The organism is [Lactobacillus] rogosae (assembly GCA_900112995.1).
Taxonomy (GTDB): Bacteria; Bacillota; Clostridia; order Lachnospirales; family Lachnospiraceae; genus Lachnospira; species Lachnospira rogosae.
Genome location: FONU01000010.1, coordinates 54,509 through 67,875 on the forward strand (window position 1 = coordinate 54,509; position 13,367 = coordinate 67,875).

Sequence of the window (13,367 nt, forward strand, 5' to 3'; positions counted from 1 at the left end):
TTAATAAAATGTCTTTTCTATGGCAGATATGACGTATTCTGACTTAATATTATTAAGCTGGACAATATTAATATTAGTTATCTTATCTTTATTAATATAACCATTAATAATATCCTCCCCTTTATCATTCTTCTCATATCTGAACTCAGTATCTGATATGGTGAGAGCTATTCCCTGTCCCGTATATTTGGAATATGCTTCCTTTAATGTCCATATTCTAAGAAAACGGTTCTCATCTTCGCCAATCCACCGACATTCATTATCAGTAAAAAATCTTCTGGCAACCTTTAAATAATTCTTTCTTGTATGCTCTATATCCACACCAACTGCATTTTCTGATATGGCACATACAACATAATCTCCTGTGTGGGAAAGATTAAAATGTATATTCTTATCCGCATACTCCGGCTTATTATTCGCAGTAAGTTTGATATCATAATCATAAGCCTTATCATATCCGCCGATAAGCTTATTTATATCTATATCATATTCCGAATTACTTTCCCATAAATGTCCTGCTTGGATATTCTCTCTTTCCCGCTTGGAAGCCTCAATTAGATAATTCTTATCTACACAATTCCCAGTTATATAATTATGAGCTATATAATTCCCAGCTTCATAGTCCTTTGTCGCATAATTAAGAAGAAGCCCTGCAACAAGGCTTCTCCTCTTATCTTCCATATATTGATATCTGTCAATCTTCTCCTGCCTGTACTCTGGCACAAGCATTTTCCCAGTGTTAAACATATCCTCGGTTATATCAGATATGTCCGTTATATACAATCTCATATTCTTCCTATACTGTTGCTGTATCGAACTGGCTCTCATATAAGTTCTTATAAAATCCGCCAGCCGCAAGCAGTTCTTCGTGATTACCCTTTTCTATAATATGTCCGTCTTTCATAACAAGTATAACATCTGCTGACTGTATTGTAGAAAGCCTGTGGGCAACTATAAAGCTTGTTCTTCCTTCCATAAGCTTGTTAAATGCGTTCTGAATTTTTATTTCAGTTCGGGTATCTATAGATGAAGTTGCCTCATCAAGAATAAGCATTGGTGGTCTTGTAAGCATAATTCTTGTTATGCACAAAAGCTGCTTCTGCCCCTGTGAAAGACTTCCTCCGTCCTCACCAATCACTGTATCAAACCCATTAGGAAGACGCTTTATAAATCCGTATGAGTATGAAGCCTTAGCTGCCTCAATAATCTCTTCTTCTGTGGCATCCGGCTTTCCCATAGTGATATTCTCCCTGATAGTTCCTGCCTTAAGCCATGTTTCCTGTAATACCATACCAAAACCGTGTCTTAATGAATATCTTGTCATATCCCTTATATCAACACCTGATACATCTATGCTTCCTGAATTAACATCATAAAACCTCATTAAAAGGTTGATTACTGTTGTCTTACCACAGCCTGTAGGACCTACAATCGCAATCTTCTGTCCCTTCTTAACGTGAAGTGTGAAGTCCTCTATAAGCTTTCTGTCTGGTGTGTATGAGAAGTATACGTTATTAAGGTCTACCCTGCCATCAATATCTGTAACACTAACTGCTGATGGTGCATCTGGAATTTCTGGTTCTTCCTCTATAAGCTCGAACATTCTTCCTGCACACGCAATGGCATTCTGAAGCTCTGTTATAACGCCTGATATTTCATTAAAAGGCTTAGTATACTGTGTAGCATAACTTAAGAAGCTTGATAACTGTCCAACTGTTATGCCTCCGCCTATTGCAGAAAATGCACCTGCAACAGCTACTGCTGCATACACAAGGCTGTTGACAAATCTCGTCGATGGGTTAGTTATTGATGAGAAGAATATAGCTCTTAAAGAATACTTCTGTAATCTTTTATTAATCTCGTCAAATTCTTCTACTGCCCTTTCTTCATAGCCGTATGCCTTTACAACCTTCTGTCCGCCAATCATCTCATCAATAAATGCCGTCTGCTCACCTCTTGTTTCTGATTGGAGCTTGAACATTGAAAATGTCTTCTTAGCAATAAAGCTTGCAACAAATAATGAAACCGGGGTTATAACAACAACTACAAGTGTAATCTTTACATTTATTGTAAGCATAAATATAAGTGTTCCTGCAATTGTAAGCACACCTGAAAAGAACTGTGTAAATCCCATTAAAAGACCATCTGCGAACTGGTCAACATCGGCAATTACACGGCTTACAATATCACCATATGACTGTGCGTCAATATATTTAAGAGGAAGCTTCTGTAACTTTTCCATAGCCTCATCTCTTATATCTCTTGTAACGTGGTAAGTTATCTTATTATTGCATATATTCATTATCCACTGTGACAGTGCTGTTATGGCAACAACAATTCCTATTGTTATAAGCACCTTTGTTATGCCTGCAAAATCAACATTGCCCGGTCCTATAATATGGTCAATTCCTCTACCAACAAGAATTGGCACATACAATGTAGAAGCAACTGTTACAGCAGCCATAAGGATTGATATAACAAGAAATCCACTATATTTCTTTATTCTTTTTAATACTTTGCCAAGCGTAGACTTCTGCGCTTCTCTTTTATCCTTATTATCTTTCATAACTAATCTCCATTCTGACCTATGACTTGAACTGTGAATTATATATTTCCCTGTATACTTCACAATTCTCCAAAAGTTCTGTATGTGTACCTATTCCTGCAACCTCACCATCATCAAGCACGATAATTTTATCTGCGTGCATAAGTGATGCTGAACGCTGTGATACTATAAATACTGTAGGATTATTAGGCATCGTTCTTATAGACTTTCTAAGTGCCGCATCTGTAGCAAAGTCAAGAGCTGATGCACTGTCATCAAGAATAAGGACATCTGGCTTTTTAACAACTGCCCTTGCAATTGTAAGTCTTTGTCTTTGTCCACCTGAAAGGTTCTTACCACCCTGTTCAATCATATAGTCAAGGCGGCCTTTCTTCTTATCAACGAATTCCTTCGCCTGTGCTATTGCAAGTGCATCATCTATCTCTTTATCTGTAGCATCTGCCTTAGCCATCTGGATATTCTTTCTTATGCTTCCTTTGAATAATACTGCCTTCTGCATTACTATTCCGACTTTGTCCCTTAACTGTTCTATATTAATATCTTTAACATTAGTTCCATTTATTAATACTTCACCACTGGTTGCATCATAAAACCTTGGTATAAGTCCGACAAGACTTGACTTACCTGAACCAGTACCACCTATTATACCGATAGTCTGTCCCCTGTAAGCCTTAAAATTAACGCCGGCAATACTTGTATCACCAGCTCCATTATACTTAAGGGCAACATTCTTAAATTCTACGACAGGAACATTTTCTTTATATGCTGATAAATCCATACTGCCATCCTTCATACTTGGCTGCACTTCAAATATTGACTCAATTCTTCCTGCACAGGCAAGAGCCTTAGTTATATTAATTACAAGATTAGCAAGCTTGATAAGCTCAACAAGTATCTGTGACATATAATTGTAAAGGGCTACAACCTGTCCCTGCGTAAGACCACCTTGATTAACTCTTATCGCACCAACCCATATAAGTGCAATTATTGAAACATTAACAACTGTGTAAGTAAGAGGATTCATAAGACCTGAAATCTTACCTACGAACTTCTGCAGATGATTAAGTTCTTCATTCTTATTCTTAAAACGTGCAAATTCATCGTCCTGCTTATTAAATGCTCTTATTACTCTTACACCTGTAAGATTTTCCCTTGTTATTCCAAGGATTGTATCAAGACCTGCCTGTACCTTCTTATATAAAGGTCTTGTTCCTATCATAATTCCAAATACTATAACGGCAAGGACTGGTATAGCTGCGACAAATATAAGTGCCGCCTTGACATCTATTGTAAATGCCATAATCATAGCACCAAATACAATAAATGGAGAACGTAAGAATAATCTTAATACAAGATTAACACCATTCTGAATCTGGTTAATATCACTTGTCATTCTTGTCATAAGAGTTGACGTTCCAATGTCGTCCATCTCCGTGAACGAAAGTGACTGTATATGCTTGAATAAAGCATGCCTTATTCCTGTAGCACAGCCAACTGCCGCCTTGGCACTGAAATACTGTGCTGTTATTGAACATACAAGACCTATAATTGCAAGGCCTAAAAGCATAAGGCACATTTTTACTATATAAGCTGTGTCCTGCTGTCCTATGCCCCTGTCAATTATAGAAGCAACTACCAATGGAACGAATAACTCAAAGAGTGCTTCAAGCATTTTAAAAAGTGGTGCTAACACACACTCTTTTTTTAATTCTTCCAGATACTTTAGAATCATCTTCATTACTCTTTACCTCACTTGTCCTTATCTTTAAACAGCCAATGGATTATCTTACTCTAAATCTATAAGCTCTGATAAAAGATTCTCATATGCATACGCTCTCTTGCTCATAAAATATTGATTATACACTTCATAATTATAATATGAATGTTCATACTGTCTTGAATACAGATGAGCAAGGTCTACCTTCCGTGTAAATGAAAGTTCTTTGTTATTATACCACCAGTCAGCAATATTCAGCATTTTAATTGCAATTATTCCAACAATACCGCCCTTGACTTTTAAAAGCAGATTATAATCATATACTGAATCAAGAAAATATCTGTACAGATAATACATAAGAAGCTGTTCATATTCAGTTTCATCTTCCTTGTGGTATTCGTCAAATTCCTTCACAACAGCCCTGAACTGCTCTGCACTTGTACATTCCTCAAAGAAATTATTAACTTCCTCTGTGTATATATTCCAATCTTTATTAATAACTTCCATTCCCTCAAAACTTTCAAAGAACTTTCTTATATGCTTATATGTATCTTTCTTTCCAGCAGCAATACGCCTTGCCCTGTTTAACTTATTTTCCCTGTAGGCTTCCTTGGCAAAACGTCCACATACACCTACTATAAGTTCATCTCTTTCTCTATCAAGATAATCCTGTATATTCCTTGCAAACATCAGTATAAGCACGCATCTTTCCATTATCGTGTAATCTCTGTCCGTGGCTATATTATATGCTATAATTCTTGCCTGCCTTAACTGTACAAAGGTAAGCGGGTCTATATCATTGTAGCTGTTAATCTGCTCCCTGTTCTTTACCTCTCTGAATTTAAGCTCGCCCTTATATCCTAATATAAGCTCACCTGCTGTCTTACAGGATGGTGCAATTCCAATCTCCCTTGTATTGCCATATTCATTAATAAATCTGGGAAACTCTGCACACGTTTCACACAGCGAATCCTTACCAAGCTTGATATAAATCTCACACAAATTCTTCTTATTAAGAAATGGACATCTTCCCTCTTTTAGCGTAAATGTACAGCCACCATCTTCAGATGGCACCATAACACTTCTTAACTTATTGCCAAATGACCCAATTACTCTCCTATACTGCTTGTACGACTCTTTATCAACATCAACATCCCAGCCTGCACAGCATGTATCCGTACATTCTCCCGCTATACATTTAAAATTCTTATAATAATCTGGTGTAACTATCTTCATTTAAGCCTGCTCTGCCTTTCTTTTAGTGTACTTCTACTTTATATATCCTAAGATATTCATACAATTTAACCCTTTATATTTTCTAATATTCGTGTATTTTCTAAACCTGCTGTGTCTTTCTGCCTGTTATAAGTGAATATATTGAAGTTATTGTAAGCACAGCAAATACTGCCACTCCAATAAAAAATGTATAGAACATATAAGGATTATTCTGTAAAAACACTGCAGCTGACGATGTATACACATCATTAAGTGTCACGCTTACTCCAAGTATATTGGCATACTGTGGATATTTCACCATTGTAAGCATTGCAAAATAATACACAGCTATAAGCTCTGGCACACTGCATACAAGTGAAACAGCTATGCTTATTGTCCTTATAATAAATGTATTATTATTCACCAGCTTTCTTGCAAGCACGCTGAATACTACCGAAGCCACCATAAATACCATAAACATAACATAATCATCAACCATCGAAGCTACCCTGTTAAACATATCTTCTCCGGATATTCCCTTATAAGTAATCATCAGCACATAGAAATTATATATCGTCCTTATTCCCATAAAAAATGCACCAATAATAACAACCCTGAATATAATATTTATAATCTTATTATCATTATTCTTCATATAATTCCTCATCTCCTTTAGTAATCACGCTATCTTTATATTTTACATTATTTCTAATATAATTCAATATTTATAATTTTACTTTTTATCATTGAAATATGATACATAATCTGTGTATAATTATAACATTATAATTAAACGAAAGGATTAAAATGATGAACACTAAAAAGCTCTCAACATTCAAACGCCTTTTTATGCTCTCTGTTGTGCTTGTGTTAAGCCTTGCAAGTACATTGACACTTACTGCCTGTGGCAGTAAAATTCCAGAGAACACTGTATTTTCAGTAGATGACCTTGCTGGAAAGTCAGTCGGCGTACAGCTTGGAACTACAGGTGACATATATGTTTCCGATATGGAATCTGATGGTTCAGGAACTAAGGTTGAACGATACAATAAAGGAAATGATGCAATTCAGGCTCTTAAGCAGGGCAAGATTGATGCTGTTGTAATTGATGCACAGCCAGCTAAAGCATTTGTTGCTGCTAACAACGAACTTATGATTCTTGATGAAGAATTTGTTACAGAAGAATATGCTATATGTATTGCCAAGAACAATTCATCACTAACAGAAAAAGTCAATGAGGCGTTAAATGTCCTTATTGCCAACGGAACAGTTAATACAATTATCAATAATTATATTGGTGAAAATGCCTCTAAAGAGGCATATGTACCTACAAGCTCAGGTTCTAACGGAACTCTTACTATTGCTGTTAACGCTTACTTTGAACCTTATGAATATTACAGCAATGGCAAGGTGTGTGGTATTGATGTCGATATTTCCAATGCCATAGCTGATTACCTTAATATGAAGATTGATGTTGAAGATATGGAATTTGATTCAATTATTACTGCTGTATCTTCTGGAAAAGCAGATTTTGGTATATCTGGTATTACTGTTACAGAAGAACGTCTGAAGAATATTGATTTCTCAATCCCTTACACAACTTCAAGCCAGGTTGTTATCGTAAGAAATAATGATGTTAAAGCTTCTGGTTCTAGTTTTGCTGATAAATTCAAGAGTGATTTCATTGATGATGCAAGATACCAGTATCTTCTCACAGGTTTAAGAAATACTCTTATTATTGCAATATGTGCCGCACTTATCGGTATTGTAATAGGTTTCCTTATTGCAATCGTACGTTCTAACCACGATAAGACAGGTAAGATGAAGGTGCTTAACTTCCTCTGCAACATTTATCTCACAGTTATACGAGGAACACCTACAATGGTACAGCTGCTTATTATATACTATGTAATATTCAGCTCAGTACATATTAACAAGATTGTTGTTGCACTCCTTGCCTTTGGTATTAACTCTGGTGCTTATGTTGCCGAAATCTTCCGTTCAGGTATTATGTCAATTGACAACGGACAGTTTGAGGCCGCACGAAGCCTTGGTCTTAACTATAGACAGACTATGATTCAGGTAATACTTCCACAGGCATTTAAGAATGTACTTCCAGCACTTGCCAATGAATTTATCGTACTCTTAAAAGAGACATCAATAAGTGGTTATATCGGTCTTAACGACCTTACCCGTGGCGGTGATATTATCCGAAGCATAACTTATGATCCAATGCTTCCACTTTTCGGTGTTGCACTTATATATCTTGTACTTGTTGTGATTCTTTCATCACTTGTAAAGAAACTTGAAAGGAGATTAAGAAGCAATGAACGACACTAATGTAATTCTTGAAGTAAAAAATCTTAAAAAGACATTTGGCGACCACGTTGTACTTAAGGACATTAATACAACTATTACCAAGGGCGAAGTTATTGCCATAATAGGTCCTTCCGGCTGTGGTAAATCTACATTTTTAAGATCACTTAATCTACTTGAAGTTCCTACCTCAGGACATATCATATATGAGGGCAATGACCTCACAGAAAAGGGTGTAAATGTTGATAAATTAAGACAGAGCATTGGAATGGTATTCCAGCATTTTAATCTCTTTCCTAATATGACAATCAAGAAAAATATCACTCTTGCACCTACACAGTTAGGACTTATGAGCAAAGAAGATGCTGACAAGAAAGCCTTAGAGCTTCTTGAACGTGTTGGCCTTTTAGACAAAGCTGACTCTTACCCTGATATGTTATCTGGTGGACAGAAGCAGCGAGTTGCAATAGCAAGAGCTCTTGCTATGAACCCAGAAATTATGTTATTTGATGAACCTACTTCTGCCCTTGACCCTGAGATGGTTGGTGAAGTACTTGCAATTATGAAAGAGCTTGCCGCAGATGGTATGACTATGATGGTAGTTACACACGAGATGGGCTTTGCAAGGGAAGTCGCTACACGCTGTATGTTCATTAATGAAGGTATGATTGAAGAGGACGAAGCTCCTAAGGAATTCTTTGATAACCCAAAGAGTGCACGACTTAAAGATTTCTTATCTAAAGTATTATAATAATAATATCCAAAAGCTTATTTTAATATTTTAAGAATTAAGCTATAATAAATAATAGTAATTAAGGCAGGTGTTAATTATCATATAATCTGATGTATAATTAACACTTGCTTTATTATTTAGTACCTGTACTAAAGATTAATAAATCACATCGAGGAGGAGCTATATGGAACAATTCAAAAAAGACCTGATTACAACAGGCCGTCCCAGTTTTATTCCAGCACTAATATTGGGAATAATCGCTATTATATCAGCAGTTACCGGAATTGCTTTTGAATTCAGCCGTTATGATAATTTCGACCCAACACATAAAGGTCTTGCACAGCTTAACGCTATATATCTTATGGGACCATTCGCCGAGGAAACTACTAATGGAAAAGTAACTGCAAGATATTATATTGCAGAGGACACCAATGGATATTTATGTGTGATAAGCACTAACAAGAATACTTCAGTACCTGTATATGGACAGGATTTTACTGACGGCAATGACATTTACTCTTTCACACCACAGACACTTAAAGGTAACAGAGTTAAAATATCTGCAAAGCTTGCTTCCTACCTAGTTAAATACTTCAAAAACTCAGGTCTTGGTATTACTACTTCTAACTACACTGATTACTTTGGAAGCTATTATCTTGATACTAATTACAACCGGCACCAGCTCTCTATTGTATTTTATATATGTTCCGGCATATTGGCATTTGCAGCTATTATGTTATTCATATCAGGAAACCGTAATGGTGCATTTATCAAGCAGAAAATGGCACAGCTTGAAGCCGATGGTTCTCTCAACGCCTTATATGAGAACTTTGCTACTAATAAACATTTTTTCTCTAATAAGTTAAAACTCGCTGTATCACCTGATTACATTATTGACCTGAATCGTACCACCAATGGATTTAATGTTATTCCATTAGATACTATTACCAATGTTTATGTATGCAATATAGCTGACGGCAAGCTTACAGGCACTAACTATATTGCCCTGGAGGTTGAATTCGGCAACAGAATAACTATTGCTCCTCACGAGGGTGAGCTGACTGAATATAATTATGTAGTCAATAACATAAGACATTTTATTAAAGAAAGACACGGGGAGGCAGATGCATGATAGTTATTTACAGTTATGGTACAATATACAAAAAAGATGCTGATACTGGTGTTTTCCAGTGTCCTAACTGTGGACATATAACTCCACACGGCTTATACAGACGAATTAACCGTGTTTCTATATTCTATATACCTGTTATTAATATAAGGGGTAAAAGCGGCGAAACGTGTGAATATTGCGGATTTGTACGCCCACTAAATATAAGCGATTACAGAAAGGCTAAGAAAGCTGCAAGACAGTAATTAAGCAGATTATTGTTATACACTTGTCCATACTAATACGGCACCGGCAATGTAATATTAAATAAGCACTCTTATACTTGACCTATGTCTCTAGTGCTGTAGATTTAGATTATTGACACAATAAAAAACAGATGATTAATTATGTATCTATACAGCAGACCAGAACTAAATTCCGGTCTGTTACAGGAAAATCACATAATTAACCATCTGTTTTTAAGACTGCATTTTCTTCTTTCCAATAATAAGAAGGACCACACCTGCTGCAATAAAGAATATTGATATAAACTGCGATGTTGAAAGAATACCTATCTCGCCCCTGTAATCATTTCTTAAGAACTCAATAAGAAATCTTCCAATCCCATATAAAATCATATATAAATAGCCAATTCCACCAGCTGGAAGCACAAGCTTTCTACCATCTTTCTTCCTTATTGTATAGCCTATAAAATGTGCAACCGCAATAAGTATTATCATATGAATTATATTAGCTCCTGCTGATATAAGCTGTGTAGGAATAAGCTTTACACCTGCTGGTGCCTGAGAACCCACTGGGAATATCACGCCAAATGCACTGTCTGTCACACGTCCATAGCAACAGCCTGCAAGATAACAACCTATTCTTCCAAAGCCCTGTGCTAATGCTATCTCCGGCATTATAAGATCAAAATACTCAAGGAAATTAATCTTCTTAATCTTACAATAAAGCATACTGCAAAGCACACCTGCTATAATTCCTCCATACACAACAAATCCTGATGAACCTAATACCTCTTTAGGATTTTTAATAAAGCTGTCAAATTCAACTATTATAAATAAAAGTTTTGCTCCAGCAAATCCTGTAAGTCCTGCGATTATCGCTATATCTATAACCGACTCGTCCTTAAGTCCAAGTTTCTTTGCCCTGTATTCACCAAGAATCATAGCAAGTATAAATCCAAGTGCTATCATAAAGCCATAGCCGTGAACGGTCACCCCGCCTATTTTAAACAAATCTGCCTTCATATATATCCTCTTTTCTTTAAATTCCAAACATCTTTATATTAATAATTATCTTTATATCAGAAGCGTTCCACATTCCAAGCATTTCTATATTAACCATCATCTTTATATCTGAAGCCACTCTACATTCCGAACATCTCTATGGATTTATCAAGTCTTTCCTTGAATTCTTCAAAGAATTTATCTGCTTCGTAACCTTTCATGTAAAATGTTCTGAGATTATACATATTAAGTATCTTAATCTGTTCCTCAGAAAGTCCTGCCAAGGCTCTCTGAACCTTCTTAATATAACTATGCCATTGTATCACATATGAATTATAACTTTCAATATTATCAATTCCTATCCACTTGCGTACTTTTATCTTAGTCAGATTATCTTTATTACATTCACCCTTCTGTAATATATAATAAAAATGCTCATCATCTTCCCAATATCTTCCTAACGGAAACATTCTGCATATGCCAGGCCTGTAATTATGTATTGTACATCTGTTATCAGCTCCAAGAAATGAACAGCCATTACTAACTGTCTGCATTTTAATATTAGGAAGTATACAGCCATCTACCATATTAAGCTCAATATTAGTATCCAGAAGCTGCTCAAATGTCTTTCCTGTGCCAATTCCAAGCCTGTAACAATCATAAGGATCAAGCACTATTGTTCTGCCCATTCCTATGCAGCATATCTTCTTACAGCCCTGGCAAGAATTCGTATCTGTCTTTACCATATCATTTTCTCTATATAATCTTCCATCACTAATATCTTCCAATCCTACATCTCTTAACATTATGTCACGTCAGCACCTTTCCTGTTATTTAAAATTTCATCTATCAAATTAAATTTTCATCTATTAAATTATAATCTCATCTAACATATTATAATCTCATCCGTCAAATATCTTTTTAGCCACTCAGACTTATTCATATTATACTTTAATATCGGATATGTGTCGATACTGCTTTTTTTGCTAAACACGGCTTATAATGCTATTTCATTTTCTATTTAATTATTATATCTGCCTGTTGTATACTGCTTCGTGCACTTAATAATCTGAAAAAGCACGCAGAAATGACAAAAAATACCAAACTTCTTTAAAATACATATTACTTTTTTATAAAAATGTGATACAATATATCACTGTACGATAAACAGTAAGCAATTGATGCAAGATGGGAGATAACAATGAAACACAAGATTATAACATTTGGTGAATTAATGCTCAGACTTTCACCTGACAACAATGAAAGATTTACACAGGCACATTCTTATGAAGCTGTATATGGCGGCGGCGAAGCTAATACTGCTGTATCCCTTGCCAATTTTAATGTTAATGTAAGCTATGTTACTAAGCTTCCAGAACATACTATTGGACAGAGTGCTGTTAATTCTTTAAGACAGTATGGTGTCGGTGTTGAACATATAGTAAGAGGCGGCGAACAGATTGGAATATATTTCCTTGAGAAAAAGACGAGCCAGAGACCTACTAATGTTATATATAACAGAAAAGGTTCAGCATTTGCCCTTGCCAATGTAGATGACTTTGACTGGGATTCAATATTTGCTGATGCTACATGGTTTCATTTTTCAGGAATTACTCCAGCAATAAGTGATAATATGGCACAGATTACTCTTCTTGCCTGCAAGAAAGCTAAGGAAAGAGGAATTACAATAAGCTGTGACCTTAATTACAGAAGCAAGCTCTGGTCTGGTGAAAAGGCTAACAAAGTAATGAGCGAAATATGTAAGTATGTTGATATATGTATCGCTAATGAAGATGATGCAGTTGGAATATTCGGACTTGATGCCTCTAATTCAGATAAAGAGAAGAATTCTTACATTGCAGAAGAACTTATAAAAATGTTCCCTAACTTCAAGATGGTTGCATCTGTATGGAGAACAGAAACTTCAATAACAACATTCAAGCTCCAGTCAATGATATACACAGAAGGAAAGGCTTACTACAGCCAGGAATTCTTTATGAATATTCTTGATTATATTGGTGCTGGTGATGCTTATTGTGCTGGTATTATATATAGTTTTATCAATGACTTTGACCCACAGAAAGCTGTTGAATTCTCTAATGCCGCAAGCTGCTTAAAACATACTGTAAGCGGTGATTACAACCTCGTATCTGTAGACGAAGTTATGAAGCTTGCATTTGCCAAGGCTGGTAATGAGGTTTCCCGTTAATATTAATAAACAATAAATATATATGGGTGTCATTTTAAACTAATGCTCTACAGTATACAGATAATAATCTGTTATTATCTATATATTACGTAATAGTCTATTATGACACCCTTTTTAAATTCTCTCTATATATTTATCTTTATATGGCAATAACTTACTATACCACTTATACAGCCTGAGACTGTCACATCTTACTCTTTACATTAACTACCATTAGCGATATAGCAGCTATTTCTATCCTTGTCATATTCCGTCA

Annotated in this window: 12 protein-coding genes; 5 read left to right on the forward strand and 7 right to left on the reverse strand. The window is 35.6% G+C overall.

Features of this window, described 5'->3' with window-relative positions:
• The 5 genes from BM157_RS05100 to BM157_RS05120 form a co-directional block, all read right to left on the reverse strand.
• A complete protein-coding gene (locus BM157_RS05100; protein ID WP_022501969.1) occupies positions 1-789 on the reverse strand; it encodes a 4'-phosphopantetheinyl transferase family protein in 789 nt (262 codons plus the stop codon).
• A 7-nt stretch (positions 790-796) separates the two neighbouring features.
• On the reverse strand, positions 797-2,566 hold the full coding sequence (locus BM157_RS05105; protein ID WP_090140177.1) for an ABC transporter ATP-binding protein: 1,770 nt from the start codon (positions 2,564-2,566) through the stop codon (positions 797-799).
• A 19-nt stretch (positions 2,567-2,585) separates the two neighbouring features.
• Positions 2,586-4,304, reverse strand: a complete 1,719-nt coding sequence (locus tag BM157_RS05110; protein ID WP_055173984.1) for an ABC transporter ATP-binding protein — start codon at positions 4,302-4,304, stop codon at positions 2,586-2,588.
• A gap of 48 nt (positions 4,305-4,352) precedes the next feature.
• Positions 4,353-5,519, reverse strand: a complete 1,167-nt coding sequence (gene fliB, locus BM157_RS05115; protein WP_090140179.1) for a flagellin lysine-N-methylase — start codon at positions 5,517-5,519, stop codon at positions 4,353-4,355.
• A 100-nt stretch (positions 5,520-5,619) separates the two neighbouring features.
• Positions 5,620-6,153, reverse strand: coding sequence for a hypothetical protein (locus tag BM157_RS05120; RefSeq protein ID WP_022501973.1), 534 nt, complete (start codon positions 6,151-6,153; stop codon positions 5,620-5,622).
• Between the two features lie 152 nt (positions 6,154-6,305).
• Between BM157_RS05120 and BM157_RS05125 the strand changes: the two genes are divergently transcribed.
• From BM157_RS05125 to BM157_RS05140, 4 genes are all read left to right on the forward strand, one after another.
• Positions 6,306-7,838 carry an ABC transporter permease subunit gene (locus tag BM157_RS05125; protein WP_318255820.1) on the forward strand — a complete coding sequence of 511 codons (1,533 nt, stop codon included), beginning with the start codon at positions 6,306-6,308 and terminating at the stop codon, positions 7,836-7,838.
• Positions 7,825-8,565, forward strand: a complete 741-nt coding sequence (locus BM157_RS05130) for an amino acid ABC transporter ATP-binding protein (protein WP_022501975.1) — start codon at positions 7,825-7,827, stop codon at positions 8,563-8,565. The genes BM157_RS05125 and BM157_RS05130 overlap by 14 nt, the downstream gene beginning before the upstream one ends.
• A gap of 166 nt (positions 8,566-8,731) precedes the next feature.
• Positions 8,732-9,679 (forward strand): DUF6709 family protein, encoded by a 948-nt coding sequence (locus BM157_RS05135; RefSeq protein WP_055306248.1) that lies wholly within the window; start codon positions 8,732-8,734, stop codon positions 9,677-9,679.
• A complete protein-coding gene (locus BM157_RS05140) occupies positions 9,676-9,921 on the forward strand; it encodes a hypothetical protein (RefSeq protein ID WP_022501977.1) in 246 nt (81 codons plus the stop codon). The genes BM157_RS05135 and BM157_RS05140 overlap by 4 nt, the downstream gene beginning before the upstream one ends.
• 213 nt (positions 9,922-10,134) lie before the next feature.
• Here BM157_RS05140 and BM157_RS05145 read toward each other — a convergent pair whose 3' ends face one another.
• Both BM157_RS05145 and BM157_RS05150 read right to left on the reverse strand, forming a co-directional pair.
• On the reverse strand, positions 10,135-10,923 hold the full coding sequence (locus tag BM157_RS05145; protein ID WP_090140181.1) for a prolipoprotein diacylglyceryl transferase: 789 nt from the start codon (positions 10,921-10,923) through the stop codon (positions 10,135-10,137).
• A 119-nt stretch (positions 10,924-11,042) separates the two neighbouring features.
• Positions 11,043-11,690 carry a YkgJ family cysteine cluster protein gene (locus BM157_RS05150; protein WP_242854081.1) on the reverse strand — a complete coding sequence of 216 codons (648 nt, stop codon included), beginning with the start codon at positions 11,688-11,690 and terminating at the stop codon, positions 11,043-11,045.
• Positions 11,691-12,103: 413 nt separating this feature from the next.
• Here BM157_RS05150 and BM157_RS05155 point away from each other — a divergent pair, with 413 nt between their 5' ends.
• Positions 12,104-13,111 carry a sugar kinase gene (locus BM157_RS05155; RefSeq protein ID WP_090140183.1) on the forward strand — a complete coding sequence of 336 codons (1,008 nt, stop codon included), beginning with the start codon at positions 12,104-12,106 and terminating at the stop codon, positions 13,109-13,111.
• Positions 13,112-13,367: the final 256 nt, after the last annotated feature.

What these genes read in the sequence shown, in the direction of transcription:
- BM157_RS05100 (WP_022501969.1), bottom strand. Translation starts at nt 789, where the DNA reads ATGAGATTGTATATAACGGACATATCTGATATAACCGAGGATATGTTT.
- BM157_RS05105 (WP_090140177.1), bottom strand. Translation starts at nt 2,566, where the DNA reads ATGAAAGATAATAAGGATAAAAGAGAAGCGCAGAAGTCTACGCTTGGC.
- BM157_RS05110 (WP_055173984.1), bottom strand. Translation starts at nt 4,304, where the DNA reads ATGAAGATGATTCTAAAGTATCTGGAAGAATTAAAAAAAGAGTGTGTG.
- fliB (WP_090140179.1), bottom strand. Translation starts at nt 5,519, where the DNA reads ATGAAGATAGTTACACCAGATTATTATAAGAATTTTAAATGTATAGCG.
- BM157_RS05120 (WP_022501973.1), bottom strand. Translation starts at nt 6,153, where the DNA reads ATGAAGAATAATGATAATAAGATTATAAATATTATATTCAGGGTTGTT.
- BM157_RS05125 (WP_318255820.1), top strand. Translation starts at nt 6,306, where the DNA reads ATGATGAACACTAAAAAGCTCTCAACATTCAAACGCCTTTTTATGCTC.
- BM157_RS05130 (WP_022501975.1), top strand. Translation starts at nt 7,825, where the DNA reads ATGAACGACACTAATGTAATTCTTGAAGTAAAAAATCTTAAAAAGACA.
- BM157_RS05135 (WP_055306248.1), top strand. Translation starts at nt 8,732, where the DNA reads ATGGAACAATTCAAAAAAGACCTGATTACAACAGGCCGTCCCAGTTTT.
- BM157_RS05140 (WP_022501977.1), top strand. Translation starts at nt 9,676, where the DNA reads ATGATAGTTATTTACAGTTATGGTACAATATACAAAAAAGATGCTGAT.
- BM157_RS05145 (WP_090140181.1), bottom strand. Translation starts at nt 10,923, where the DNA reads ATGAAGGCAGATTTGTTTAAAATAGGCGGGGTGACCGTTCACGGCTAT.
- BM157_RS05155 (WP_090140183.1), top strand. Translation starts at nt 12,104, where the DNA reads ATGAAACACAAGATTATAACATTTGGTGAATTAATGCTCAGACTTTCA.